At 71.7% G+C, this 24,394-nt stretch carries 25 protein-coding genes; 11 read left to right on the top strand and 14 right to left on the bottom strand.

The genetic code is table 11. The annotated features are described in order from the left end of the window. Positions 1-77 precede the first annotated feature (77 nt). Positions 78-1,013, bottom strand: a complete 936-nt coding sequence (locus ACLQ2T_RS01185; RefSeq protein ID WP_425764405.1) for a diacylglycerol kinase family protein — start codon at positions 1,011-1,013, stop codon at positions 78-80. A 268-nt stretch (positions 1,014-1,281) separates the two neighbouring features. Between ACLQ2T_RS01185 and lanKC the strand changes: the two genes are divergently transcribed. From lanKC to ACLQ2T_RS01205, 4 genes are all read left to right on the top strand, one after another. Then, positions 1,282-3,882, top strand: a complete 2,601-nt coding sequence (gene lanKC, locus ACLQ2T_RS01190) for a class III lanthionine synthetase LanKC (RefSeq protein ID WP_425764117.1) — start codon at positions 1,282-1,284, stop codon at positions 3,880-3,882. A gap of 6 nt (positions 3,883-3,888) precedes the next feature. Further along, positions 3,889-4,008: a SapB/AmfS family lanthipeptide gene (locus ACLQ2T_RS01195; protein WP_013734295.1), complete on the top strand. Its 120-nt coding sequence runs from the start codon at positions 3,889-3,891 to the stop codon at positions 4,006-4,008. A 76-nt stretch (positions 4,009-4,084) separates the two neighbouring features. After that, positions 4,085-5,812: an ATP-binding cassette domain-containing protein gene (locus ACLQ2T_RS01200; protein WP_425764118.1), complete on the top strand. Its 1,728-nt coding sequence runs from the start codon at positions 4,085-4,087 to the stop codon at positions 5,810-5,812. Next, positions 5,809-7,599, top strand: a complete 1,791-nt coding sequence (locus ACLQ2T_RS01205) for an ATP-binding cassette domain-containing protein (protein ID WP_425764119.1) — start codon at positions 5,809-5,811, stop codon at positions 7,597-7,599. Before ACLQ2T_RS01200 ends, ACLQ2T_RS01205 begins: the two co-directional genes overlap by 4 nt. A gap of 55 nt (positions 7,600-7,654) precedes the next feature. On the opposite strand, the gene ACLQ2T_RS01210 is transcribed toward ACLQ2T_RS01205, so the two are convergent. From ACLQ2T_RS01210 to ACLQ2T_RS01250, 9 genes are all read right to left on the bottom strand, one after another. Further along, positions 7,655-7,801 (bottom strand): hypothetical protein, encoded by a 147-nt coding sequence (locus tag ACLQ2T_RS01210; RefSeq protein WP_425764120.1) that lies wholly within the window; start codon positions 7,799-7,801, stop codon positions 7,655-7,657. A 50-nt stretch (positions 7,802-7,851) separates the two neighbouring features. Next, positions 7,852-8,787 (bottom strand): hypothetical protein, encoded by a 936-nt coding sequence (locus ACLQ2T_RS01215; RefSeq protein WP_425764121.1) that lies wholly within the window; start codon positions 8,785-8,787, stop codon positions 7,852-7,854. A 162-nt stretch (positions 8,788-8,949) separates the two neighbouring features. Beyond that, positions 8,950-9,558, bottom strand: a complete 609-nt coding sequence (locus tag ACLQ2T_RS01220; protein ID WP_425764122.1) for a response regulator transcription factor — start codon at positions 9,556-9,558, stop codon at positions 8,950-8,952. 100 nt (positions 9,559-9,658) lie between these two features. Continuing rightward, positions 9,659-10,264: a response regulator transcription factor gene (locus tag ACLQ2T_RS01225; RefSeq protein WP_425764123.1), complete on the bottom strand. Its 606-nt coding sequence runs from the start codon at positions 10,262-10,264 to the stop codon at positions 9,659-9,661. Positions 10,265-10,723: 459 nt separating this feature from the next. After that, on the bottom strand, positions 10,724-11,674 hold the full coding sequence (gene tatC / locus ACLQ2T_RS01230) for a twin-arginine translocase subunit TatC (RefSeq protein WP_425764124.1): 951 nt from the start codon (positions 11,672-11,674) through the stop codon (positions 10,724-10,726). 18 nt (positions 11,675-11,692) lie between these two features. Next, the gene (gene tatA, locus ACLQ2T_RS01235; protein ID WP_327025567.1) at positions 11,693-11,980 is read right to left on the bottom strand and encodes a Sec-independent protein translocase subunit TatA; all 288 of its coding nucleotides are present in this window, start codon (positions 11,978-11,980) and stop codon (positions 11,693-11,695) included. Between the two features lie 223 nt (positions 11,981-12,203). Further along, a complete protein-coding gene (locus ACLQ2T_RS01240; RefSeq protein WP_425764125.1) occupies positions 12,204-12,452 on the bottom strand; it encodes a hypothetical protein in 249 nt (82 codons plus the stop codon). Positions 12,453-12,461: 9 nt separating this feature from the next. Continuing rightward, positions 12,462-13,466, bottom strand: coding sequence for a helix-turn-helix transcriptional regulator (locus ACLQ2T_RS01245; protein ID WP_425764126.1), 1,005 nt, complete (start codon positions 13,464-13,466; stop codon positions 12,462-12,464). Then, positions 13,463-14,512: a helix-turn-helix transcriptional regulator gene (locus ACLQ2T_RS01250; RefSeq protein WP_425764127.1), complete on the bottom strand. Its 1,050-nt coding sequence runs from the start codon at positions 14,510-14,512 to the stop codon at positions 13,463-13,465. Before ACLQ2T_RS01250 ends, ACLQ2T_RS01245 begins: the two co-directional genes overlap by 4 nt. A gap of 210 nt (positions 14,513-14,722) precedes the next feature. Between ACLQ2T_RS01250 and ACLQ2T_RS01255 the strand changes: the two genes are divergently transcribed. After that, positions 14,723-15,814 (top strand): DUF3866 family protein, encoded by a 1,092-nt coding sequence (locus ACLQ2T_RS01255; protein WP_425764128.1) that lies wholly within the window; start codon positions 14,723-14,725, stop codon positions 15,812-15,814. Positions 15,815-15,827: 13 nt separating this feature from the next. Here ACLQ2T_RS01255 and ACLQ2T_RS01260 read toward each other — a convergent pair whose 3' ends face one another. The 4 genes from ACLQ2T_RS01260 to rfbA all read right to left on the bottom strand — a co-directional run bounded on the left by ACLQ2T_RS01260 (position 15,828) and on the right by rfbA (position 19,009). Beyond that, on the bottom strand, positions 15,828-16,013 hold the full coding sequence (locus ACLQ2T_RS01260; protein WP_425764129.1) for a hypothetical protein: 186 nt from the start codon (positions 16,011-16,013) through the stop codon (positions 15,828-15,830). Positions 16,014-16,067: 54 nt separating this feature from the next. Next, a complete protein-coding gene (pafA, locus tag ACLQ2T_RS01265; RefSeq protein ID WP_327025561.1) occupies positions 16,068-17,426 on the bottom strand; it encodes a Pup--protein ligase in 1,359 nt (452 codons plus the stop codon). A 72-nt stretch (positions 17,427-17,498) separates the two neighbouring features. Continuing rightward, complete coding sequence (locus ACLQ2T_RS01270; protein WP_425764130.1) at positions 17,499-18,113, bottom strand: dTDP-4-dehydrorhamnose 3,5-epimerase family protein; 615 nt, start codon at positions 18,111-18,113, stop codon at positions 17,499-17,501. Beyond that, complete coding sequence (gene rfbA / locus ACLQ2T_RS01275; protein WP_425764131.1) at positions 18,110-19,009, bottom strand: glucose-1-phosphate thymidylyltransferase RfbA; 900 nt, start codon at positions 19,007-19,009, stop codon at positions 18,110-18,112. The genes ACLQ2T_RS01270 and rfbA overlap by 4 nt, the downstream gene beginning before the upstream one ends. 88 nt (positions 19,010-19,097) lie before the next feature. Here rfbA and rfbB point away from each other — a divergent pair, with 88 nt between their 5' ends. The 6 genes from rfbB to ACLQ2T_RS01305 are packed head-to-tail and all read left to right on the top strand — an operon-like array spanning position 19,098 to position 24,374. Next, entirely contained in the window at positions 19,098-20,099 is a 1,002-nt protein-coding gene (rfbB, locus tag ACLQ2T_RS01280) for a dTDP-glucose 4,6-dehydratase (protein WP_425764132.1), read from the top strand. Next, positions 20,096-20,980, top strand: coding sequence for a dTDP-4-dehydrorhamnose reductase (gene rfbD, locus ACLQ2T_RS01285; RefSeq protein WP_425764133.1), 885 nt, complete (start codon positions 20,096-20,098; stop codon positions 20,978-20,980). Before rfbB ends, rfbD begins: the two co-directional genes overlap by 4 nt. Beyond that, positions 20,977-21,357: a DUF2304 domain-containing protein gene (locus ACLQ2T_RS01290; protein ID WP_425764134.1), complete on the top strand. Its 381-nt coding sequence runs from the start codon at positions 20,977-20,979 to the stop codon at positions 21,355-21,357. Before rfbD ends, ACLQ2T_RS01290 begins: the two co-directional genes overlap by 4 nt. Then, entirely contained in the window at positions 21,350-22,051 is a 702-nt protein-coding gene (locus tag ACLQ2T_RS01295) for a glycosyltransferase family 2 protein (protein WP_425764135.1), read from the top strand. Before ACLQ2T_RS01290 ends, ACLQ2T_RS01295 begins: the two co-directional genes overlap by 8 nt. Then, a complete protein-coding gene (locus ACLQ2T_RS01300) occupies positions 22,048-23,352 on the top strand; it encodes a polysaccharide biosynthesis protein (protein ID WP_425764136.1) in 1,305 nt (434 codons plus the stop codon). Before ACLQ2T_RS01295 ends, ACLQ2T_RS01300 begins: the two co-directional genes overlap by 4 nt. After that, complete coding sequence (locus ACLQ2T_RS01305) at positions 23,349-24,374, top strand: glycosyltransferase family 2 protein (RefSeq protein WP_425764137.1); 1,026 nt, start codon at positions 23,349-23,351, stop codon at positions 24,372-24,374. Before ACLQ2T_RS01300 ends, ACLQ2T_RS01305 begins: the two co-directional genes overlap by 4 nt. Positions 24,375-24,394 lie beyond the last annotated feature (20 nt).

Raw genomic sequence — 24,394 nt, forward strand, 5'->3', positions numbered from 1 at the left:
ATGAGGTTGGCGGCACTCAGGAGATCGACATCTGCCGCTAACCTCATGATCAACGGGGGCCACCGGGGGTGGGTGGGTCAGGGGAGGAGGAGGTGGAGGGCGGCGGGGTGGGCGGTGATGGTTATCGGCAGGGGTAGGCAGCGTTCGCCGTCGGCGTAGGTGGTGATCTCGGCGCCGGCTATCTCCACCGTGCGGGCCTCATAGGTGCGCGCCAGCGGATGGTCGACGTGGGCGCCTTCGTAGATTTTCGGCAGCTCGCGGACCAGGGTGCGCCGGCTGTAGCGCCCGCCCACGACGACGTCCAGCAGTCCGTCGGTCGGGTCAGCATCCGGGCAGATCAACATTCCCCCGCCGTAGGAGGGACAGTTGCCGACCGCCACCAGCACGGCCTCCACCTCGTGGGTCACCCCGTCCAGGCGCAAGGTGTAGTGGCGCGGGCGTAGTCGGGCCAGTTCCACCAGGACCGCCAGGTCGTAGCGGCGGGGGCCGCGTGGCCAGCGCATCCGGTTGGCCCGTTCGTTGACGATCGCGTCGAACCCGGCCGCGAGCACCCCCCCGTACCACCGGCTCCCGCCGTCCGGCCCGGTGATCCGGGCCAGGTCGAGCGGGCGGGTTCGTCCCTGGCGCAGGGCGGCCGCGATGGCGTCCACGGCGGCCAGGGGGTCGACGGGAGAGCCGGTCTCCACGGCGAAGTCGTTGCCGGTGCCGATCGGCACCGCGCCGAAGGGTGTCCGGGTGCCGGCCAGCGCCTGCAACGCCAGGTGCACGGTGCCGTCGCCGCCGACCGCGACCAGGGCCGCCGCCCCCTCGGCGACCGCCTCGTGGCAGGCGGCCTCGGCCTGGGTACGGGTCTGGGCCTTCAGGACCTGTAGAGGGCGCCCGCCGGCCGCCAGGCGGTCCAGCACCTCGGGTAGCAGCCCCCGATGGACTCCTCGGCCGGCGTCGGGGTTGGCCAGAACGGCGATCGGCCCATCGGCCGGCGCGGAGTAATCGTCAGCCGTCACGGCGTGCACCGTACCCGGCCCGGCCGTCTGCGGACATCCGCCGAAATGCCCGGCCTGCTGGCCGCCGCAGTCAGGCACCGTTCGGTCAGCGAGGCGACCGGCGGCGGGAGGCCCTCGGCGGGCCATGGCCCCTCACCTGACATTTGTCACGGTCGATTGTGCGGCACGCACACCACCTCATGACGGAACGCACTGGCTCCACCATTGGCCGAACGGACAGACTCTTATCAGCCAGCAGGACACAGAGGCGAGCCGATCAGGGGAGGGAGGAGTCGCGGTGGACGACCGCTACGACAGCTACTGCGCCGCCGACAGGCACTTCTACGACTCGCTCGGCAACGCCGTCGAACAGCCCACCTTCGCCGCGGCCCGACGAGCGCTGCCGGAGGGCTGGCGCACCGAGCCGCTGGACGACTGGCTGATCTACGCCCCGGACGGTGACTCGCTGCCCCAGCAGGGCTGGAAGATCCACGTGGCGGCCACCCTGGACAACGCGGAGCGGGTGCTGGACACCGTCTGGGACTACTGCGTCCCGCGCGGGCTGTCCTTCAAGTTCCTGCGTGGTCCGCGCACCCTGCTGCTGCGCAACTCCAAGTACGCCTCCCGGGCGGCCAGCGGCAAGTTCGTCACCGTCTACCCACACGACGAGGCCGAGCTGGAACTGGTCTGCAAGGAACTCGACGAACTGCTCGCCGGACAGCCCGGCCCGTACATTCTCAGCGACCTGCGCTACGGCACCGGTCCGGTGCACGTACGCTACGGCGGCTTCGCCGCCCGCTACTGCCACTCGGCGGACGGGCAGGTCGTACCGGCGATCGAGGACGACACCGGCACTCTGGTGCCGGACCGGCGCGACCCGGTCTTCCACGTACCCGCCTGGGTGACCCTGCCGGACTTCCTCGCACCGCACCTGGCCGCCCGCAACGCCACCAGCACCGACGAGGTGCCGTACCGGATCGAGAAGGTCATCCACTTCTCCAACGGCGGCGGCCTCTATGTCGGAAGGGATCTGCGCACCGACACCCAGGTGGTGCTCAAGGAGGCGCGACCGCACGCCGGTCTGGACGCCGACGGCACCGACGCGGTGGCCCGGCTGGCCCGTGAGGCCGAGGCGTTGCGTCGACTCGCCGACCTGCCGCAGGTGCCCCGGGTGCACGACGAGTTCACCCTCGGCGAGCACCGGTTCCTGGCGCTGGAGTTCATCGAGGGCCGGGCGCTGAACAAGGTGCTGGTCGACCGGTACCCCCTCATCGACGCCGACGCCACCGACGCCGGCCGCGCCGACTACACCCGCTGGGCGCTGGAGGTCCACCGGCAGGTCGAGCAGGTCATCAAGGCCATCCACGAACGTGGCCTGGTCTACGGCGACCTGCACCTGTTCAACGTGATGGTCCGCCCGGACGACCGGATCGCACTGGTCGACTTCGAGGTGACCGCACCGATCGACGGGCACCGCCGGCCCGGCCTGCGCAACCAGGGTTTCGCCGCCCCCCGGGACCGCACCGGTCCCGCGGTCGACGACTACGCCCTGGCCTGCCTGCGGCTGGCGTTGTTCCTGCCGCTGACCCAACTGGTCCGACTGGCACCGGCCAAGGCCGCACACCTGGCGGAGGTGATCGCAGAGCGGTTCCCGGTGCCGAGAGAACTTCTGGACGCCGCCGTCGCGGAGATCACCGGGGAAAGCCCGGCAGCGGCGGAACCCCGAGTCGACCTCACCGTCGACCTCGGACCCGCCCACCGCGACCGGGTGGCCAGGGCCATCCTGGCCAGCGCGACACCCGGGCGCGAGGATCGACTCTTCCCCGGCGACATCGAGCAGTTCCGTAGCGGCGGGCTCAATCTCGCCCACGGCGCCGCCGGAGTCCTGTACGCACTGCACGTCAGCGGCGCCGGGCGCTGGCCGGAACACGAGCGATGGCTGGTACGCCAGGCCACCTCACCGGCCTCCGGCACCCGCTGCGGCTTCTACGACGGGCTGCACGGTGTCGCGTACGCCCTGGAACTGCTGGGCCGCCGACAGGACGCCCTCGACGTGCTCGACATCTGCCTGCGGCAACCCTTGGACGGGTTGGACCACAGCCTGGCCGGTGGCCTGTCCGGGATCGCGCTCAACCTCGCCGAGTTGGCCGGACGCACCGGCGAGCCGGCCCTGCGCGAGGCCGCCTGGTCGGCCGCCGAGCGGGTGGTCACCCAACTCGCCGACGAGCCGGCCTCGGACATCAGCGGCGGCCGACACTCGTACGCGGGACTGCTACGCGGTCGCAGCGGACCGGCACTGATGCTGGTACGGCTGCACGAACTGACCGGTGAGGCCGAACTGCTGACCCACGCCGCCACCGCACTGCGACAGGACCTGCACCGCTGTGTGGTCCGTCCGGACGGCGCCCTGGAGGTCAACGAGGGCTGGCGCACCATGCCCTACCTGGGGCAGGGCAGCGTAGGCATCGGGCTGGTGCTCGACCAGTACCTGCGCCACCGGGCCGACGAGCGGTTCGCCGAGGCCAGCGCCGGGGTGCGGCGCGCCGCCCGGTCCCCCTTCTACGCGCAGTCCGGCCTGTTCGCCGGGCGGGCCGGCATCGTCGCCTACCTCGCGGCGTACCCGGATGACCCGGCCCTGGCCGCAGAACTGGCCACGCAGGTCGAACGCCTCAGCTGGCACGCCCTGCCGTACGCCGACGGGACCGCCTTCCCGGGCGAGCAACTGTTGCGGCTGTCCATGGACCTGGGCACCGGTACGGCAGGGGTCCTGCTGGCCCTGGCCACCGCCCGGGCTGAGGCCCCGGTGACGCTGCCCTTCCTCGCGCCCCTGACGGGCGCCCCAGACACCCTCGCTGATGCGAGGGGATCCGATCAGACCGACCAGCACGGAAGGAGGTGACACGACATGGCGCTTCTGGACCTTCAGGGCCTGGAGATGGCCCCCGCCGACCGCACCGGCGGTGGCAGCCGGGCGAGCCTGCTGCTCTGCGGCGACAGCTCGCTGTCCGTCACGACCTGCAACTGACAGGTCGCCACGCGAGGCCCTGGGCGGGGCGATGAACCCGCCCAGGGCCGCACGTCTTTCTCGCGGGGAGGTGCCGATGCCGACTCGAGACGGCGCCGACCGGCTGTTGCGCCGGGTGGTCCGGGACGGCGGTGGTTGGACCGTCCTGCTCACGGTGGTGGCGCTCGTCGGCGCCGCCGCCGAACTCGCGCTTCCGGCCGCCCTGGGGCTCGCCGTCGACGCCGCCGTCGGGGGTACGGCCTCCTGGTGGCCGGCCGTGGCCTGCGCCCTGGTCGCCGGCCTGCTGGTCACCGACATCCTCGGTGACCTGGCCGCCGGCTACGGCGCGGCTCGGGCCACTCTCCTGCTGCGTCGGCGGCTGCTGCGCCACCTGTTCGCCTGCGATGTCCGCACGGTTCGCCGGTACCCGGTGGGTGACCTGGTCGGCCGGCTGGTCGGGCAGAGCGCCGACGCCGGGCAGGCCGGCACCGCGGTGGTGTTCGGGGTGATCGCCCTGGTGCCACCGGTCGGCAGCGTGGTGGCGCTGATCCTGATCGAGCCGCTGCTGGGGATCACCCTGCTCGGTGGGCTGGTGGTGCTCGCGGTGCTCATGCGGGCCTTCGTCAGCGACGCCTCCGCCGCCGTGACCGGCTACCAGCGGGTGTTGGGCAACATCGCCGGACGGCTGCTGGAGGCCCTCGGCGGGGCCCGCACCATCGCCGCCGCCGCGACCGTGGACCCCGAACGCGAACGGGTGCTGGCCGCCCTGCCGGAGCTACGCCGGTACGGGTCGCTGGGCTGGCGGCTGCTGGCCCAGGCCAGCGCCCGCACCGCCGCGGTGGGTCCGCTGTTGCAGGCGGCCGTCATAGCCGTCGGCGGGTACGCCCTCACGGTCGGCTGGCTCACCCCCGGACAACTGGTGGCCGCAGTGCAGTACGCCGCCCTGGGCGCCGGGTTGGGTGCGGTGCTGTCCACCCTGCACCGGCTGGTACGCGCCCGCGCGGCGGCCAACCGGATCGCCGAGCCGCTGGCCCGACCCGCCCGCCGCTACGGCGACGAGGCGCTACCCCCTGGCCGGGGTGAGCTGCGGCTGCGCGGGGTCGAGGTGCACCGCGAGGACGGGCGACCCATCCTGCGCGGTGTCGATCTGCTCGTACCGGCCGGCAGCACCCTAGCGGTAGTCGGGCGCTCCGGGGTCGGCAAGTCGACCCTCGCCGCGGTGGCCGGGCGGCTGCACGACCCGGACGCCGGTGAGGTGCTGCTCGACGGGATGCCCCTGCCCCGGTTGAGCCCGGCGGCGTTGCGGCGGGGCATCGGACACGCCTTCGACCGGCCGGTCCTGGTCGGCGAGACCGTCCACGACGCGATCGCTCTGGCCCTGCCGCCGGAGTCGGCCGAACCGCCGGTCGGTGCGACCCCGGCGACCGGGGCGGTGCTGGCGGTGACCCGGGCCGCCCAGGTGGCCGACGTCGTGGCCCGGTTGCCGGACGGGTTCCGCACCCGGCTGTCGGAGGCGCCCTTCTCCGGGGGCGAGGCCCAGCGTCTCGGGCTGGCCCGCGCGTTCTGCGCCGAACGGGTACTGGTCCTCGACGACGCCATGTCCAGCCTGGACACCGCCACGGAGCACCGGATCAGCCAGGCGGTGGCCGAGGGAGCCGAGGGTCGTACCCGACTGGTGGTGACCCACCGTGCGGCGACCGCCGCCGCGGCCGACCTGGTCGCCTGGCTCGACGACGGCCGGGTGCGGGCGGTGGGGCCGCACCGACGGCTCTGGGCCGACCCGGACTACCAGGCGATCTTCACCCCGGCCGGGGACCCCCGATGACCGGCGTACGCCGGACCACCTGGGCGGCGCTGCGGGCCCGCCGCCGCCCGCTGGGTCGGCTGGCCGCCTGGTCGGTGGGCGAGTCACTGCCGGCGCTGCTCAGCGGCCTGCTCGTGGCCCGGGCGGTCGACCAGGGCTTCCTGGCCGGTCGGTTCACCACCGGCCTGGCCTGGCTGGCCGGGCTGGCCGTCGCCGTGCTGATCGGGGCGGTCGCCACCGGCCGGGTGTACCGCAGTCTCGGTGCCGTCGTCGAGCCGTTCCGCGACGAGTTGGCCACCCGGGTGGTCGACGGTGCGCTGCGCGAGGCCACCCGGGCCGGTGGCCGGCCGGACAGCGCCGCCGTGGCCCGACTGACCCAACAGGTGGAGGTGGTCCGGGACACCTTCGGCGGCCTGCTGCTGGTGGTCCGGGGTTTCCTGTTCACCGCCGGTGCGGCGCTGCTCGGCCTGCTGGCCCTGTCGCCGCCGCTGGCCGCGGCGGTGGCCGCGCCACTGCTGCTCGGGCTGGCCGTGTTCGCGGCGGCGCTGCCGGCGATGGTCACCCACCAGCGGGCCCAGGTGGCCGCCGGTGAGGAACTGGGCCGCTCGGCCGCCGCCGCCCTGACCGGACATCGCGACGTCCTGGCCTGCGGCGGGCAGGGCCGGGTGATCGCCGCGGTCGACCGGCGAATCGTCGCCCAGTCGAACGCCGAGCGGACCCTGGCCCGGATGGCCGCCCTGCGCAGCCTGAGCCTCGGGCTGGGTGGCTGGCTGCCCGTGGTGGTCCTGCTGCTGGCCGCCCCCTGGCTGGTGCGCCAGGGGCTGAGCACCGGTGCCGTGCTGGGCGCGCTGGTCTACGTCACCACCGGTCTGCAACCCGCCCTGCACGCTCTCGTGCAGGGGGTGGGCGGCGGCGGCCTGCGCTACGCAGTGACCCTGGACCGGATCCTGCGCAGTTGCCCACCACCCGGACCCCACGACGAGGCGCCCCCGGTTGCCCCACCGCCCGACCCCCACCCCGTCGCCCCACCGCCGGCCCTCGGACCAGCACCGCGGACCGCTGCGGTACGGGCCCGCGGGCTGACCTTCCGGTACGGCCCGCACGCGAGGCCGGTCCTCGCCGACTTCACCCTGACGGTGGCCCACGGGGAGCACCTGGCCGTGGTCGGGCCCAGTGGTGCCGGCAAATCCACCCTGGCCGCCCTGATCGCCGGGCTGGTGCCACCGGAGTCCGGCAGCGTGCACCTGGCCGACACCCCGGTCACCGCCGCCACCCCGCAGGCCCTGGCCCGGCTGCGGGTGCTGGTGCCGCAGGAGGCGTACGTCCGCACCGGCACCCTCGCCGACAACCTGTTGTACCTGCGGCCGGAGGCGGACGAGGCGACCGTGGCGGCGGCCCTGGAGGCCCTCGGCGCCTGGCCGCTGGTCGACCGCCTCGGTGGGCTGGCGGCCGAGGTCGAGCCCGGTGCTCTCTCCGCCGGGGAACGCCAACTCATCGCCGCGGTACGGGCCTACCTGGCCCCGGCCCCGCTGGTCATCCTGGACGAGGCGACCTGTCACCTCGACCCGAGCATGGAGGCCAGGGTCGAACGGGCCTTCGCCCGCCGCCCGGGCACCCTCGTGGTGATCGCCCACCGGATCAGTTCGGCGCTACGCGCCCACCGGGTGCTGGTGTTCGACGGCGACCGGCCACTGGTCGGCAGCCACCAGGAACTGCTGCACCACTCCCCCACCTACCGGGAGCTGGTCGGTCACTGGCAGGAACCCGCGCCGGACACCCGACGGGCCGTGACCTCCACCCGAGGGTGAAAGCCCGGCCCGGGTGCGACCCGGCCCGGGCAGCCCGGCTCGGTCGGGGCGGGGGTCAGCTGGGCAGTCGGAACAGCACCATGCTGACCCGGGTCAGGTCGCCGTAGGACACCCGCCGGGTGGTGTCGCCGGCCCGTACGGCCACCTGAAGCCGGATCTCGGTACCGGAGGGCAGCTCGACATTGATGTTGGGAGTGTTCACCACGAAGATGCCGCCGACGGTGTCCGGGTTCAGTGGGACGAGTTCCTGGGTCAGCAGGGGGTGTCGGAAGCGGGACGGCCCGGCTCGGTGTACTCCGCCCGCACCCGGACCAGATCGTTCTGTTCCAGCCCTCGCAGGTCGACCGTGGCCTGGACGGCGACGATCCCCTCGGCGGGCAGGGTCCAGTGATAGGTGCCGCTCTCCCAGCGGATGGCGTGGAAGGTGTCGTCGGTGTCCAGCGTCTGATCCCGGTACGGCACCCTGAGGAAGCTGGCGATCACGTCGTCTCCTTCCGGCGCCGTGGCGCCGATCATTTCCGCAAAATCCGCCTCGGTCCCGCGAAAAGCGTCGGCGTCGCAGGTGTGCTGTCGACCGATAATTGCCGAATCCGTGAACTGCCAGATGCGCGGCATCATCTCCGGCCGTCCATAACGGCCCCAGCCCGGTCCCGAATCACCACCGGCACGCGCATAGGCGGCCTTGAGATCCTCGGCGACCTGGTAGGGATAGTTCGCGTTCCAGCGGGGGTAGTCACCCAACTCGTTCGAGCCGTACTGGCCCCTGGATGCGTACATGACCACCCTCCGGTCGGTGCGCGTCGCCAACTCGCGGGCGACGGCGACACCGACCGAGGAGGGCACGTCGTCCGTCGGCCACCGTTCCAGGTCGATCTGCCAGAAGAACCGGTCGTAGTCGCGCCACCAGGGGGTGTGCTCGTCGGCGTAGTCGATGGCCGTGGTGGCCTGCTCCTCGGCGGTGACCTGGGAGTGCACCACGACGTACATGCCGAGGAAGGGAATGCCGGCATCCTTGGCGGCGGTGAGCATCACCCGGTAGTACTGGCTGTGGAAGGTACCGGCAGCGGACTGCTCCGTACCTTTGTAGGTCATGAAGGATATTCCCGCCTTGCGGGCGTCGCGGATTCGGTCGACCGTCAGCCCTCGGTCGACGTCGTAGTCACTCGCGTCCCAGCCGTAAAGAGTCACGCAAACACCTCTCGATCTGTTTCTCGAAGGATGGAGATCACGAAGAAGGTGCCCTCGGCGCAGCACCGGTCGACGTGACGACATCGACTGAGAAAGGTGATCTGCGGACGGAGAATGGGGGCTGTCGGCTGGCACACAGCGGACAGCCGCACCCGTCCGGGGTCAGATCCAGCCGGCCTCGTGGGCCACCCGTACGGCCTCCACCCGGGTGCGGGCGCCGACCTTGCGGGTGATCCGCCCGAGATGGTTGCGCACCGTGCCCGGCGCCAGGCCGAGTGCCCGGGCGACCTCCACGACCGGCGCCCCCGCCGCGGTCAGATCGAGAATCTGGGTCTCCCGTGCGGAGAGCGGGCTCTCCCGGGCCAACGCCGCCCGGACCAGGTCCACGTCGATCACCGACTCCCCTCGGGACAGCCGCCGAACCCCCTCCAGCAACCGACCCGGCGCAACGTCACTGCCGAGCACCCCGAGGGGGCGTCCCGGCACGAGCACCCGGTGCAGGCGGCGGGCCCGACGCTGGTCGACCAGCACCAGCATCGGACACCCCGCCGCACCGGCCGACCCGACCAGGTCGAGGTCGATGACCGCCACGTCGGGTCGCTGGGCTTTGATCAGCGCGGGAAGGGCCGCCCCCCGGTCGAGTTCCGCCACCACGCTGATGTCGGCCTCGGCGGCGAGAACGAGGGAGAGCGCGCCCCGGACCAGGGCACCGTCGAGTGCTAGCAGGGTACGGATCACGTCGACCTTCCCGGGAACCGTCAGGCGGATCACGAACCGTGAACATTCAAACACGTACCGACCGGTGCCGCTCGGTGGGCCACGACCCCCGCTCGTTGCACTACCGGCGTTCGCCTCCGCGACCCACTGTCGGCTAGATCCAACCGTGGCGGCGGGCATGCCACACCGCCTCCATCCGGTTGCGGGCACCCGCCTTGCGCATCACCGCCGACAGATGGTTACGCACCGTGCCGTGCGCCAGGAAGAGTCGCCGGGCGATGTCCTTGAGCGGCAGCCCTTCGGCGGCCACCCGCAGCACCTCCGCCTCGCGGCGAGTCAGCGGACTGCCGGGTGGCCGCAGGGCCCGCACGGCGACCTCCGCGTCGATCACCCGCTCGCCGGTGGCGACCTCCCGCACCGCCCCGACCAGCGCCTCCACCGGAGCATCCATGCCGACCAGCCCATGCGCCCCGGCATCCAACAACTCCTCCACCACCGCCGGGCTCCATCGGCGGCCTATCGCCAGCACCGCGGCGTCGGGGGCGGCACCCGTGATCTCGGCGACCACCTTGACCGGCGGGGAGACCTCCGAGGCCAGGTCCACCAGTACGACGTCGGGTTGGTGCCGCCGCAGCACCTCGGGCAACTCCTCCACCCGGGCGACCTGGGCGATCACCTCGATCTCCTCCTCGCTCGACAATGCCACGCAGAGCGCGCTGCGCAGCAGACTCATCTCCTCGGCGACGACGACGCGGATCAATGCTGACTCCCGATCTGTGGACGCGCGCTGCCGCCGTGGGAGTCCCGTAGACGGGACTTCTGAGGCGGCAATGATGGTGGGCCAGATCCTTCGCATGACACGGGCCGCGATCAGGCAGGATGGGCGCGCGCAGTCACGGTGACCGACCACGCGCGACGGGCCCACCACGACACAGCCGGCGTACCGACCGCGCCGCCCGTGCCCGCTCAGGTCAGGTGGGCCAGCGGCAGGACAACGTACGGCGCACGGGCAATGACCTTCCTGATGGGGTGCGACAACAAATCGTAAAGAAGCCATTACCCAGCTGTTGCACCTGAGAGACCCGGTGACGGATTACCGACTGCATCGGTGACAAGCGAAACCCCGTGCGCTAGGAGCCTGCTGAAGGCGAGAGTGGCGGCAACGGATTGAAGCACCGGTGGTCCCTGCGGGCTGCCCCGCTACCGGGGCAGCCCGTCATCAGGTGACGTCGTCGTAGCGCCGTTCGATCGGCTTGGGTGCCACGATCGGCTCCGGCGGCTCGATCGGGCTGACCTGATCCACCGCCCGTCCCGCCGACACCGGCTCCAGATCCACCTCCAGCGGGGAGGCCTCGTCGTCGTCGATGCCGGCGTAGACCTCCTTGCCGCGGCCCTTGCGCCGGTCGTTGAGGAAGGCCACCCCGACCGCGACGAAGTAGAGCAGGCTCAGACAGAGCGCCAGCAGGGTCATGCCGAAGGGCCCCGGGTCGGGGGTGGCCACCGCCGCGAAGGCGAAGCAGATGAAGACCACCGCCCGCCACCAGCTCAACAGGCGCTTGGCGCTGACCACCCCGGTGAAGTTGAGCATCAGCAGGGTCAGCGGGAATTCGAAGGCCACCCCGAACAGCAGGATCATGGTGGTGACGAAGCTGATGTAGCGGGTCACCTCGAGTTGCGAATCGGTGCCGGTGACGCCGGCCTCCAGCAGGAAGGCCAGGCCCTTGTCGACCACGAAGTAGGCGAGCACCGCCCCGGCGGCGAACAGCGGCGCCGCGATCGCGACGAAGACGTACGCCCACTTGCGCTCGTGCCGGTGCAGGCCGGGCGCGATGAAGGCCCACAGTTGGAACAGCCAGACCGGCGCGCCGAGGATCAGACCGATCCAGAGCGCCAGCTTGAGCTTGAGGATGAAGCCGTCGGCGGGAGCGAGCATCAGGAACTTCTGACACTCGCCGTCGACCATCATCCCGGGCAGCCGGCAGTACGGCTGGGACAGGAGGTCGAACGCCGGCTGGGCGAGCGCGAAGCCGGCGATCAGCCCGACCACGATCGCCAGCGACGCCCGGAACAGTCGGGTACGAAGCTCGCGAAAGTGCTCGATCAGGGTCATCGAGCCGTCGGCGGCCCGTTCGAACTTGCTCGGGCCACGCTTACGCAGGGCGAAGGCCACGGTGGTCGAGCTCCTCGCTCAGTTGTCGCGGACGCGCTGCACCGGGTCGACGACCGGCTGCTGCACCGTACCCTGGTACGGCTGCTGCTGCGGGGGCTGCGGCGTGAGCGGCTGGTAGCCGGCCTGCGCGTCGGCCTTGCCGGCCAGGTCGCGGTCGTCATCGTCAGCCAGGCTCTTGGTCTCGGCCTTGATGATGCGCAGCGAACGACCCAGGGAACGCGCCGCGTCCGGAAGCCGCTTCGCGCCGAAGAGCAGGATCATCACGACCACGAGTACGGCGATGTGCCAGGGCCTGAGGGCACCCATGTGAAGCTCCAGTCGCTTGTGTCAAAAGGGGGTGGTTCCGCAGCCCATCGTACGTGTGACGCGGGCAGTTGCCACCCACCGGGAGGTGGTGGATCGGTCCGGCGGGTGAAGTCTCGGCCACCTGCGAGTACTCCGTCAACCAGACGACTGGATCGTCGTACCCGAACCGGTTCTCCTCCGCCTCCGAACCGGTGCCGGAGGCGGGACGGCCGGGGTGGTCGTCTCAGTCGCCTCGGCGGGCCCGGATCAGGGTCATCCGCTGCTGGGTCGTCTCCAGCCGGCTCTGCAATCCCTCGGCCTGCTGTTGCAGGTTCTCCGCAGCGGCCCGTAGGACCTTCGCCTCGTCGGCCAGCTGCCGTAGCCGCAGCGCAGCCCGACGCAGCTGCGGCAACCGGGCCAGCAGGGGACGGACCGCCAGCACGAGGACGATCAACGGCACCAGCACCAGCGCGAGCACGATCCACTTCAGCACGGCGCCAGCCTACTGCCCGGACCCCGTTCCCGCCGGGTGCAGGCCGGGGAGCACCGGTGTCGCGTACGCCTCCAGGGCCGCCACGGCCGAGTCCCGCACCTGCTCGGCCAGCTCGGCCGGGGCCAGCACGGTGACCTCCGGACCCAGACCGAGCACGAAGCGCCGGGCCCAGCCGAGATCGGTGACCCGCAGTGAGACCACCCAATACTCACCATCGGACTCGACCCGCTCACACGGGTAGTACTCGGTGATCCACCGGTCCCGCCGACCGATCCGCAAGGTGATCAACGGTAGCTCCGGCGAGGGCCGGAACAGGCCCCCGCTGAGATCCTGCGGGCGGACCTGGGGCGGCACCACGGCCGGCTCCTCCAGCTCGATGACCGCGTCGATCCGGTCGGCCCGGAACAGCCGTACCGCCTCGGCCCGCCGGCACCACGCCTCGACGTACGCCCGACCGCCGAACATCAGCATCCGCAGCGGGTCGATCACCCGCTCGGTGGTCTCGTCACGCGCCCGGGTGTAGTAGGTGATCCGCAGCGCACGCCCCCCGGCCACCGCGGCCCGTAGCTGCTCGACCCGCGGCCCGTCACCGGGCAGCCGGACCTCCACCGGCGCCGCCACGAGGTCGCCCCCGGCGTCCTCGATCTTCGCCAGGGCCCGCTCGACGGCCTCCCGGTTGGCCACCCCGGGGGTCTCGGCCAGCATCCGCAACGCGACGACCAGGGCCAGCGCCTCGTCCGGGGTGAGCCGCAGCGGGCGGTCGATACCGGCGTCGTAGGTGATGGTCACCCGGTCGCCGTCGAAGGCCATGTCGATCAGGTCACCCGGACCGTAACCCGGCAGGCCGCAGACCCAGAGCAGTTCCAGATCCTCACGCAACTGCCGCTCGGTCACCCCGAGGTCCCCGGCCGCCTCGGCGATCTCGATGCCGGGCCGGGCCAGCAGGTACGGCACCAGGTTGAGCAGTCGGGCCAACCGGTCGGCGGAGGTACGGGTGCCGGCCTTCGCGCTCATCGCGCCCGCCTTCCGTTCACGCCTGCCGGACTCACAAGCTCACTCCTCGTGTTCAGCGGACCGACCGCCGGGGAGTCGTCGTGGTGGGCGGCGATCTCCTTGAGGCGCTGGATGACCGCCTCGCGGATCTCGGGTGGGTCCAGCACCCGCACCTCGGGACCGTAGCCGACGAGGTGACTGGCGAGCACGTCCATGTCGCTGTACGGCAGGACCAGCCGGTCCGCCTCCGGCCCGGAGGTCACCTCGACAGCCACCCGCCGCAGCCCGGCCGCCCGCCCGGGGGTGACCAGGACGGTGGCCAGTCCGGCGTGCTCGGTCGGGCCGGACCATCTGGCCACGTGGCTGATCAGGTCGACACCGGGCGGCGGCCGGTAGGCGCCGGGCACGCCGGTGGCGCGAACGGTGCCGACCACCCGGGACAGCCGGAAACAACGGGTGGCGTCACGATCGAGGTCGTGGCCGACCACGTACCAGCGTCCGCGCCAGCAGACCACACCCCACGGCTGGAGTCGGCGGTGATCCGGTGCGTCCCGGTCCGGTACCCGGTAGTCGAAACGGACCTCGCGTCGATCCCGGGCGGCGGCGGTCAGCGGCGCGAAGGCTGGATCGACATTGACCATCGGTTCGAGCCCGAGGGTGGCGTGCGGGTCCACGTCCACACCGGCGGCGCGGAGCTTCGCCAGGCCGGAGGAGGCGGCGGCGGCCAGCCCCGCGTGCTGCCACAACCGGGCGGCGATGCCCACCGCGGCGGCCTCGTCCGGTTCGAGGGGAATCTCCGGGAGGGCGTACTCCCGGCGGGCGATCCGATACCCGGGTTCGGTGTCGAAGGCGCTGGCCGTGCCGGTCTCCAGCGGCACGCCCAACTCCCGCAACTCGGCCTTGTCCCGCTCGAACTTGCGCTGGAAGGCCTCGTGCTCGCGGGTATCGTCCGGATCGTGCTCATAGCCGGGCACGGTCGCGGCGATCTGCGCGGCGGTCAGGAACCGCCGCGTAGACAGCAGACAGATCACCAGGTTGACCAGGCGTTCGGTGCGGCTGCGCGACACCCCGTAGACGCTAGCAGCCGACCCCCCGAACACATGTACCCACACCGACATGCCGCCCCACCCCACCATCCAACCTCGCCGATCTTGCACTTTCGGTCGCCATACTGCCCCCTTTTGAGCGCTTTGCCCGGACAAAAAGTGCAAGATCGACGCGGGCTGGGGTGGGGCCCGGGGTGAGGGCGGGGGTGGGGGTGGGGTTAGCGTGCGGGCATGGTGCGGTGGCGGGTGGGGACGGTGGCGGGGGTACGGCGGCGGTGGGTGGGGGCCGTGGAGTTGGATGTCACGCTCGTCGACGGGACCTCTATGCGGGCGTTGGCGTACCCGGAGCTGGTGGGGATGCCGGAGGCCGGTGATCGGGTGCTGCTCAACGCCGGGGCGCTGCTGATGGGGCTGGGCACCGGCGGGTACGCCCTGGTCGTGGCACTGCCGGACCGGCTGCCGCCGGATCCGCCGGAGGCGGTCGACAGCCGCGACGCGGGCCATCTGGTGAAGGCCCGGTACACCCCGCTGCAACCGATCCTGCTCGGGGTCGACGAGGAGGCCTCACCGCACCACGAGGTGCTGGCCGCCGCCGAGGACCTGGCCGGGCTGCCGGTGGTGACCGCGGACCTGCACTCGGCGCTGCCGGCGATCCTCGCCGGCATCCGCGCCGAGGCTCCGCAGGCCCGGGTCGCGTACCTGCTCACCGATGGTGGGGCGCTGCCCGCCTGGTTCTCCCGTACGCTGTCCGCCCTGCGCGACGAACTGGTCGGCACCATCAGTGTCGGGCAGGCATTCGGCGGCGACCTGGAGGCGTCGACCCTGCACAGCGGTCTGCTGGCCGCCCGACACGTGCTGTACGCCGACGTGGCCGTGGTGGCGCAGGGCCCGGGCAACCTGGGCACCGGTACCCGATGGGGCTTCTCCGGTGTGGCCGTGGGCGAGGCGGTCAACGCGATCGCCACCCTGGGCGGCCGACCGGTCGGCTCGTTGCGGATCTCCGACGCCGACCCCCGGGCACGCCACCGTGGGGTGTCACATCACAGTCTGACCGCGTACGGCCGGGTGGCGCTGGCCCGCGCGGAGCTGGTGGTGCCCGACGGCCTGGACCCGACCCTGGCCGCCGAGGTGGATACCGCGCTGGCGCCGCTCGCCGACCGGCACACCGTGCTGCGGGTGGACACCACCGGGCTGGACGCGGCACTGCGGGGCAGTCCGGTGCCCCTGTCGACGATGGGTCGCGGGCTGGACGCCGATCACGCCTACTTCCTGGCCGCCGCTGCGGCCGGTAGGCACGCCGCCCGCCTGCTCACCGCAGCCTGACCCGACTCGCCCCTCAGGCGAAGACGACCAAGGCCAGCCAGCCGCCGACCATCAGGGCCAGGGCCAACGCCAGCACCCAGGTGGGCACGGTGTACTCGCCTCGGCGATTGCGCTCGATCTCGGCGCGGACCTTGTCGCGGCGGCGTTCCAGCCAGCTCTGCCGCTCGGTGCCCGGGGTGGAAGGTTCGGTAGGAAGCATGGTCCCGCCAGCCTACCCGGGCCCGCCCGAGGCGGGCGGGCCCGGTGCAGCCGGTCACATGCTGGCGATCAACCGCTCCACCCGCTCGTCGTACGCGCGGAAGGGGTCCTTGCAGAGCACGGTGCGTTGCGCCTGGTCGTTGAGCTTCAGGTGCACCCAGTCGACCGTGAAGTCGCGCCGCTTCTCCTGGGCGTTGCGGATGAACTCCCCGCGCAGCCGGGCCCGGGTGGTCTGCGGCGGGGTCTCCTTGGCCTCGAAGATCTCCGGATCGGTGGCCACCCGGTCCACCTCCCCGCGCCGTTCCAACAGGGCGTAGAGCCCTCGGCCCCGGCGCAGGTCGTGGTAGGCGAGATCCATCTGGGCCACCCGGGGATGCGACAACGGCAGGTCGTGCTTGCGCTGGTAGCGCTCGATCAGCCGCAGCTTGGTCACCCAGTCGATCTCCCGGGAGACCGGTTCCAGGTCGCCGGTCTCCACCGCCCGCAGCACCCGGCCCCACAACTCGACCACCCGCTTGGCGGTCTGGTCGCCGCCCCGGCGCTCGACGAACTCGGTCGCCTTGGCCAGGTACTCCTGCTGGATCTCCAGGGCGCTGACCTCCTTGCCGGAGGCCAGCCGCACCTTGCGTCGACCGGTGATGTCGTGCGACACCTCGCGGATGGCCCGGATCGGGTTCTCCAGGGTGAGGTCCCGCATCACCACCCCGGCCTCGATCATCCGCAGCACGATGTCGGCGCTGCCGACCTTCAGCAGGGTGGTGACCTCGTTCATGTTGGAGTCGCCGACGATGACGTGCAGCCGGCGGTACCGCTCGGCGTCGGCGTGCGGCTCGTCCCGGGTGTTGATGATCGGACGACTGCGGGTGGTGGCCGAGGAGACCCCCTCCCAGATGTGCTCGGCCCGCTGGGACAGGCAGTAGACCGCGCCCCGGGGGGTCTGCAACACCTTCCCCGCGCCACAGATCAACTGCCGGGTGACCAGGAACGGGATCAACACGTCGGCCAGCCGGCCGAACTCCCCGTGCCGGGAGACCAGGTAGTTCTCGTGGCAGCCGTACGAGTTGCCGGCCGAGTCGGTGTTGTTCTTGAACAGGTAGATCTCGCCCGCGATGCCCTCGTCGTGCAGCCGCTTCTCCGCGTCGATGAGCAGCCCTTCCAGGATGCGCTCACCGGCCCGGTCGTGGGCCACCAGGTCGATCACCGAGTCGCATTCCGGGGTGGCGTACTCCGGGTGCGAGCCGACGTCCAGGTAGAGCCGAGCGCCGTTACGCAGGAAGACGTTGCTCGACCGGCCCCAGGACACGACCCGGCGGAAGAGGTACCGGGCTACTTCGTCGGGAGACAGCCTGCGCTGTCCGCGGTAGGTGCAGGTGACGCCGTACTCGGTCTCCAGACCGAAGATTCGCCGTTCCATGATGAGACATTAGCCGTACGGAGCCCCGATTCGTCACTGTCGTGACACCTCTGCTGTACCGGGCCGTGACCGTCACCGTCCGCCGGGCGTCTCCAGGGCCAGGTCGGCGGCCTGACGTCGGCAGGTTTCGTAGTCCGGCAGCAGCCCCATCTCCCGCGCCTGGGCCAGGGTCGGGGCGGCGGCGTCGCGGGCGGACAGCAGCAGGGTCCCGGTCGGCCACTCGATGCCCAGCTCCTCGTCGAGCGGGTGCACCGCACGGTCGATCGAGGGGTCGTAGGTCGTCGTGCAGAGGTAGCTCAGGGTGGCGTCGTCGGTCAGGGCGCAGAAGCCGTGGCCCAGCCCCTCCGTCACGTACACCGCCCGCCGGTCCACGTCGTCCAGGCGCAGGGTCTCCCACTGGCCGAAGGTGGGTGAGCCGACCCGGATGTCCACCACCACGTCCAGCACCGCGCCGCGTACGCAGGTCACGTACTTCGCCTGCCCGGGGGGTACGTCGGAGAAGTGGATGCCGCGCACCACGTCGCGGCAGGACACGGAGAGGTTGCTCTGGGCCAGCTGCAACGGCCGCCCGATCGCCTCGGCCAGCCGGTCGACGCGGTACCACTCCAGGAACAGCCCACGGGAGTCACCGTGCTGCTGCGGCGTGATCTCCCAGGCGCCCTCGATGCCCAACGGACGTAGTTTCACCGGACCTCCCCCGGGTTGATCAGTTCGTGTCGCTCGCCGTTGAGCAGGCCGAGCAGGTAGTCACCGTAACCGCTGCTGGTCAACGGCTCGGCCAGGGCGCGCAGTTGGTCGTCGTCGATCAGCCCGGCCCGCCAGGCGACCTCCTCGACGCAGCCGATCTTCATGCCCTGCCGTTCCTCGATCACCCGGACGAACTCGGCGGCCTGCATCAGTGAGGTGAAGGTGCCGGTGTCCAGCCAGGCGGTGCCCCGGTCCAGGACGGTCACGGACAGCTCACCCCGCTGGCGGTACGCCTCGTTGACCGCGGTGATCTCCAACTCGCCCCGACTGCTGGGGGTGAGGCCACGGGCGATCTCCACCACCCGGTTGTCGTAGAAGTACAGACCGGGTACGGCGTACCGGGATCTGGGTTTCTCCGGTTTCTCCTCGATCGACAGCACTCGGCCGTCCGGGTCGAAGTGCACCACCCCGTACGCCTGCGGGTTCGCCACCGGATAGGCGAAGATCCGCCCGCCGACCGGGTCACCGGCGGCGGACAACTGCCGGCCCAGGCCGACCCCGTGGAAGATGTTGTCCCCCAGGATCAGCGCCACCCCCTCGTCGCCGATGAAGTCCGCCCCCAGTACGAAGGCCTGGGCGATCCCCTCCGGCCTGGGCTGGGCCAGGTACTCCAGCCGCAGCCCGAACTGGCTGCCGTCGCCGAGCAGACGCTGGAACTGGTGTTGCTCCTGGGGCGTGGTGATCACCAGGATCTCGCGCACCCCGGCCATCACCAGAGTCGACAGCGGGTAGTAGATCATCGGCTTGTCGAACACCGGCATCAGCTGTTTCGACACCGCCCGGGTGATCGGCCACAGCCGGGATCCGGTGCCACCGGCAAGCAGAATTCCACGCACCGGGCGGAGCCTACCGGTAGGTCACCGACCCGGCCACGCGAGCGGCACGACGGTCGAACGGGGGTGTTTCGCGTAAACTTCCGGACCCGTGAGGATCCTGGTCACCGGCGGCGCCGGCTTCATCGGTTCGGAGTACGTGCGCATGCTGCTGGGCGTGCCAGGGGGAAGCGCCGAGGGGGTCTCCGAGGCGGAGCCGTCCCGGGTGACCGTGCTGGACGCATTGACCTACTCGGGTAATCGGGCCAACCTGGCGCCGGTGGCCGACGATCCGCGACTGCACTTCGTCGAAGGTGACATCCGTCACTTCGATGTGGTCGACCGGGTCGTCGCGGGGCAAGACGTGATCGTGCATTTCGCCGCCGAGTCGCATGTCGACCGTTCGATCTCCGGCGCCGAGCCGTTCGTCACCACCAATGTGCTGGGTACGCAGACGCTGCTCGACGCCGCCCTGCGGCACGGGGTCCGCCGGTTCGTGCACGTCTCCACCGACGAGGTGTACGGCTCGATCGCCGAGGGCTCGTGGACCGAGGACTGGCCGTTGGCGCCGAACTCGCCGTACTCGGCCTCCAAGGCCGGCTCCGACCTGTTGGCCCTGGCCTACCACCGCACCCACGGCCTGGACGTGGTGGTGACCCGCTGCTCCAACAACTACGGCCCGTACCAGTTCCCGGAGAAGGTCATTCCGCTGTTCGTGACCAACCTGCTCGACGGCCGGTCCGTGCCGCTGTACGGCGACGGCGGCAACGTGCGGGACTGGCTGCACGTGCACGACCACTGCCGGGGGGTGGCGATGGTCCAGCACCACGGGCAGGCCGGCGAGGTCTACCACATCGGCGGCGGCACCGAGTTGACCAACAAGGAGTTGACCGGCCGGCTCCTGAAGGCCTGCGGCGCCGACTGGGACCGGGTCACCCCGGTGGCCGACCGCAAGGGCCACGACCGCCGCTACTCGCTGGACATCACCAAGATCAGCAAGAACCTGGGGTACGCCCCCACCATCAGCCTGGACGAGGGCCTGGCCGCGACGGTGGCCTGGTACCGGGACAACCGCTCCTGGTGGGAGCCCCTGCGCAAGGCGCCGGCGGCATGAGAATCCTGGTCACCGGTGCCGGCGGGATGCTCGGGCGAGACATCGTCGAGGTCCTGACCGGGCACCCCGAGCACACGGTGACCGCCGTCACCCGCACCCAGCTGGACCTCACCGACACCGCCGCCGTGAACGACGCCGTGGCCGGTCACGATGTGGTGCTCAACGCCGCAGCCTGGACCGACGTCGACCGTGCCGAGCAGGACGAGACGGCGGCGACCGTGGTCAACGGCACCGCCGTGACCCAGCTCGCCGGCGCCTGCGCCACCCACCGCGCGCATCTGCTGCACGTCTCCACCGACTACGTCTTCGCCGGGGACGCCGACACCCCCTACCGCGAGGACTCGCCCACCACGCCGATCAACGCGTACGGCCGCAGCAAGCTCGTCGGCGAACAGGCGGTGCGTCGACTACTGCCCGACACCGGCCATGTGGTGCGTACCGCCTGGCTGTACGGGGCGCACGGGCGCAACTTCGTCACCACCATGGTCGACCTGGCCGACCAGCGGGAGTTCCTGGACGTCGTCGACGACCAGCAGGGCCAACCCACCTGGTCGTACGCCCTGGCGAGGCGACTGGTGACGCTCGCCGAGGCGGCCCGGGCCGGTCGGGCCCCAGCCGGCATCTGGCACGGCACCTGCTCCGGACAGACCACCTGGTACGGGCTGGCCCGGGCGGTGTTCGCGCTCCGCGGGCTGGACCCCGACCGGGTCCGGCCCACCACCAGCAGTCGGTTTCCGCGTCCGGCACCGCGACCGGCGTACAGTGTGCTAGGGCACGGCCGTTGGGCTGAGGCCGGCCTGTCACCCCTGCCGGACTGGCACACCACGCTGGTCGAGGCGTTCACCTCCGCCGCTCCACCCTCCCCGTGGAAGGTCGCATGAAGCTCACCCTGGTCACCGCCCTGACCGGACTCGTCCTGCTGGGCACGATCGTCGAGCTGCTGCGTCGGCGGCAGTTGCGGGAGAAGTACGGCATGCTCTGGCTGGGGCTGCTGTTCGTGGTGATCCCGCTGTCGCTGTTCCCGCGGCTGCTCGACGGCGTGGCCGACGTGCTCGGCGTCGCCTCCGGGGTCAGTCTGGTGCTCTTCCTCGGCATCGTCTTCCTGCTGCTGGTCTGCATCCACCTGAGCTGGGAGGTCAGCGCCCTGGAGGAGGAGACCCGGACCCTGGCCGAGGAGTTCGCCCTGCTGCGCGCCGAGGTCGAGGCCGACCGGGCGGAGCGGGCGCAGCGGCAGGAACTGGTGAGCCGCGATGGTTAACGGCAAACGGCTACTCGTCATCATCCCGGCCCTCAACGAGGCCGGCTCGATCGCCGACGTGGTCCGCGAGATCCGGGGCGAACTGCCCGGGGTGGACGTGCTGGTCGTCGACGACGGTTCGGCGGACCGTACGGCCGCCGTCGCCATGGCCGCCGGCGCCCGGGTGGCCCGGCTGCCGTACAACCTCGGGGTCGGGGGTGCGATGCGGCTGGGCTACCGCTACGCCCACGAGCACGGCTACGACGTCGCGGTGCAGATCGACGCCGACGGGCAGCACGACCCCCGGTACGTGCCGAAGCTGGTCGACCTGCTCGACGACTACGACCTGGTCATCGGGGCCCGGTTCGCCGGTGAGGGCGACTACGCCGTACGCGGGCCCCGCCGCTGGGCGATGGGCATGCTGTCACTGGTGCTCTCCGGCCTGGCCGGCACCACCCTGACGGACACCACCTCCGGGTTCCGGGCCGCCAACCGGCGCATGATCGAGATGTTCGCCCGGTGGTACCCGGCGGAGTACCTCGGCGACACGGTCGAGACCCTGGTGCACGCCGCCCGGCGCGGCTACCGCATCCAGCAGGTCCCGGTGGCGATGCGACGACGGATGGCCGGCACCCCCAGCCACTCCCCCGCCAAGGCGATGATCTACCTGGGGCGGGCCCTGGCCGTGCTCACCCTGGCGCTCATCCGCCGGTGATCCGCCGACTGCTGCGCCTCGTCCCACCCGGCACCCTTCCCGTCGGGGCCGGGCTGGCCCTGGTGGGTCTGGCCTCGTACGTGCATCTGGCCGTCGCCGGGCACACCCTCACCCCGGGTGACTACTCGTCGCTGTCCGTGCTGTGGTCGATCGTCTTCACCGTCGGTATCGGCCTGTTCCTGCCGGTCGAGCAGGAGGTGGCCCGACTGGTCTCCGCCCGCCGCACCCGTGGCCAGCCACCGGGACCCGTGCTGGCGCGGGGGGCCACCGTCGCCGCCGCCGTGCTGGCCCTGCTCCTGCTGGCCGTCACCGCCGCCACGGACACCCTCGCCGACCGCCTCTTCGACGGCGACCGGACCATGGTGGCCACCCTGTCCGGGGCCCTGGTCGCCCTGGCACTGGCACACACCACCCGGGGGGTCCTCTCCGGGCTGGGACAGTTCCACTGGTACGGCAGCCAACTCGGGCTCGACGGAGGACTCCGCATCGCAGGGGTCGCCGCGCTGGCCATGGCCGGCGTCGACTCCCCGGTGGCGTACGCCCTGGTGCTGGTCGCCGCGCCGCTGCTGGCGGTCGCCCTGACCGCCCCGCCGGTGACCCGCGCCCTCGGCGGCGGCACCCCGCTGCCCTGGCCACCGCTGCTGCGCGGCCTGGCCCTGCTCACCGCCTCCAGCCTGTTGTCGCAGGTCGTGGTCAACGTCGGCGTGATCAACGTACGGCTGCTGGCCCCGGCCGACACCGCCACCGCCGGTGCCCTGCTGTCGGCGCTGGTGCTGGTCCGCATCCCGCTGTTCGTCTTCGGCTCGATGCAGGCCGCCCTGCTGCCCGGCCTGTCCACCGCCGCCGCCACCGACGACGCGGCGGCCTTCGGCACTCTGCTGCGCCGCGCCCTGGCGATCGTCACCGTGCTGGGGGTCGGCGGCGGCCTGTTGACCGTGCTACTCGGGCCGTGGCTCGTGCAGGCCCTGTTCGACGCGCCGGAGATCCTCGGCCACGGCGATTTCGCCTGGCTGGCCCTGGCCACCCTGGCGTACCTGTGGGCCATGGTGCTCGGCCAGGCGCTGCTGGCCCGCGACCGGCACCGGGCACAGGCGCTGGCCTGGATCCTCGGGGTGGCCGCGCTGGTCGCCGCGACCCTGGTCCCGCTGCCGGTGGCCCTGCGGGTCGAACTCGGCTACACCGTGGGCTCGGTGGTGGTCACCGCAGTCATGCTCGCCCTGCTGCGGGGTCCTCGTGAGTCCCGACCCCACCCACCTGTCGCGGTGCCGCTGTCCGCGACCACCCCCGGAGGTACCCAATGAACCCGGCCCGTGTGACCGTGGTGATGCTCGCCTACGGCGCCGAGCCCTGGCTGGTCGACGCCGCCCAGGCGGTACTGGCCAGCACCGGTGTCGAGGTGGAGTTGGTGCTGGTCGACAACGGGTGCACCAGCGACGGCATCGACGTGGTCAAAGGGCTGCCCGGGGTACGGGTGATCCGCCCGGAGAGCAACACCGGATTCTCCGGCGGCTGCAACCTGGGTGCCGCCGAGGCCAGCGGCGACTGGCTGGCCTTCGTCAACTCCGACGCGGTGGTCGCCCCGGACGCCATCGCCAAGGTCACCGCGGTGGCCGCCGAGCCCGGCGTCGGCGCGGCGATGGCCTCCATCCGGCTCGCCGACACCCCCGAACTGATCAACACCTCCGGCAACCCGTTGCACTTCACCGGCCTGTCCTGGGCCGGTGGCAACGGCGAACCGGCGAGCGCCCACGCCCGCCGCACGGTCGTACCCTCCCTCAGTGGCTGCTGCTTCGTGATCAGCCGGCAGCGCTGGGAGGAACTGGGCGGCTTCGCCACGGAGTACTTCGCCTATCACGAGGACACCGAACTCAGCCTCCGGTTGTGGCAACGCGGCCTGCGCCTGGAGTACGTGCCCGACGCGGTGGTCCGCCACCACTACGAGTTCTCCCGCAACGACCTCAAGCTCTACCTGGTCGAACGCAACCGGCTGATCACCCTGCTCACCGCCTACCAGGGGCGAACCCTGGCCCTGCTGGCACCGATGCTGCTGCTCACCGAGGCCGCCATGCTCGCCGCCGCCCTGGCCGGTGGCTGGGGCCGACAGAAGGTACGCGGCTGGTCCTGGCTGTGGCAGCACCGCGACTGGGTACGCCGGCGCCGCCAACGCCTACAGTCCGAACGCACGGTAGGCGACGGGGTGCTCGCCGACCTGATAACCGCCAAGGTGGCACCCTCGAACGTGGACGCACCTCCCGGAATGGGCGTGTTCAACGCGGTCGCCGCCGCCTGGTGGGCCCTGGTCCGCCCACTACTCGCCCGCTGACCTCCCAGGCCAGCCACCCC

Source organism: Micromonospora sp. DT229 (assembly GCF_049844505.1).
Lineage (GTDB): Bacteria > Actinomycetota > Actinomycetes > Mycobacteriales > Micromonosporaceae > Micromonospora.

What these genes read in the sequence shown, in the direction of transcription:
- ACLQ2T_RS01195 (WP_013734295.1), top strand. Translation starts at nt 3,889, where the DNA reads ATGGCGCTTCTGGACCTTCAGGGCCTGGAGATGGCCCCCGCCGACCGC.
- ACLQ2T_RS01200 (WP_425764118.1), top strand. Translation starts at nt 4,085, where the DNA reads ATGCCGACTCGAGACGGCGCCGACCGGCTGTTGCGCCGGGTGGTCCGG.
- ACLQ2T_RS01205 (WP_425764119.1), top strand. Translation starts at nt 5,809, where the DNA reads ATGACCGGCGTACGCCGGACCACCTGGGCGGCGCTGCGGGCCCGCCGC.
- tatA (WP_327025567.1), bottom strand. Translation starts at nt 11,980, where the DNA reads ATGGGTGCCCTCAGGCCCTGGCACATCGCCGTACTCGTGGTCGTGATG.
- ACLQ2T_RS01245 (WP_425764126.1), bottom strand. Translation starts at nt 13,466, where the DNA reads ATGAGCGCGAAGGCCGGCACCCGTACCTCCGCCGACCGGTTGGCCCGA.
- ACLQ2T_RS01255 (WP_425764128.1), top strand. Translation starts at nt 14,723, where the DNA reads ATGGTGCGGTGGCGGGTGGGGACGGTGGCGGGGGTACGGCGGCGGTGG.
- ACLQ2T_RS01260 (WP_425764129.1), bottom strand. Translation starts at nt 16,013, where the DNA reads ATGCTTCCTACCGAACCTTCCACCCCGGGCACCGAGCGGCAGAGCTGG.
- pafA (WP_327025561.1), bottom strand. Translation starts at nt 17,426, where the DNA reads ATGGAACGGCGAATCTTCGGTCTGGAGACCGAGTACGGCGTCACCTGC.
- rfbD (WP_425764133.1), top strand. Translation starts at nt 20,096, where the DNA reads ATGAGAATCCTGGTCACCGGTGCCGGCGGGATGCTCGGGCGAGACATC.
- ACLQ2T_RS01290 (WP_425764134.1), top strand. Translation starts at nt 20,977, where the DNA reads ATGAAGCTCACCCTGGTCACCGCCCTGACCGGACTCGTCCTGCTGGGC.
- ACLQ2T_RS01295 (WP_425764135.1), top strand. Translation starts at nt 21,350, where the DNA reads ATGGTTAACGGCAAACGGCTACTCGTCATCATCCCGGCCCTCAACGAG.
- ACLQ2T_RS01305 (WP_425764137.1), top strand. Translation starts at nt 23,349, where the DNA reads ATGAACCCGGCCCGTGTGACCGTGGTGATGCTCGCCTACGGCGCCGAG.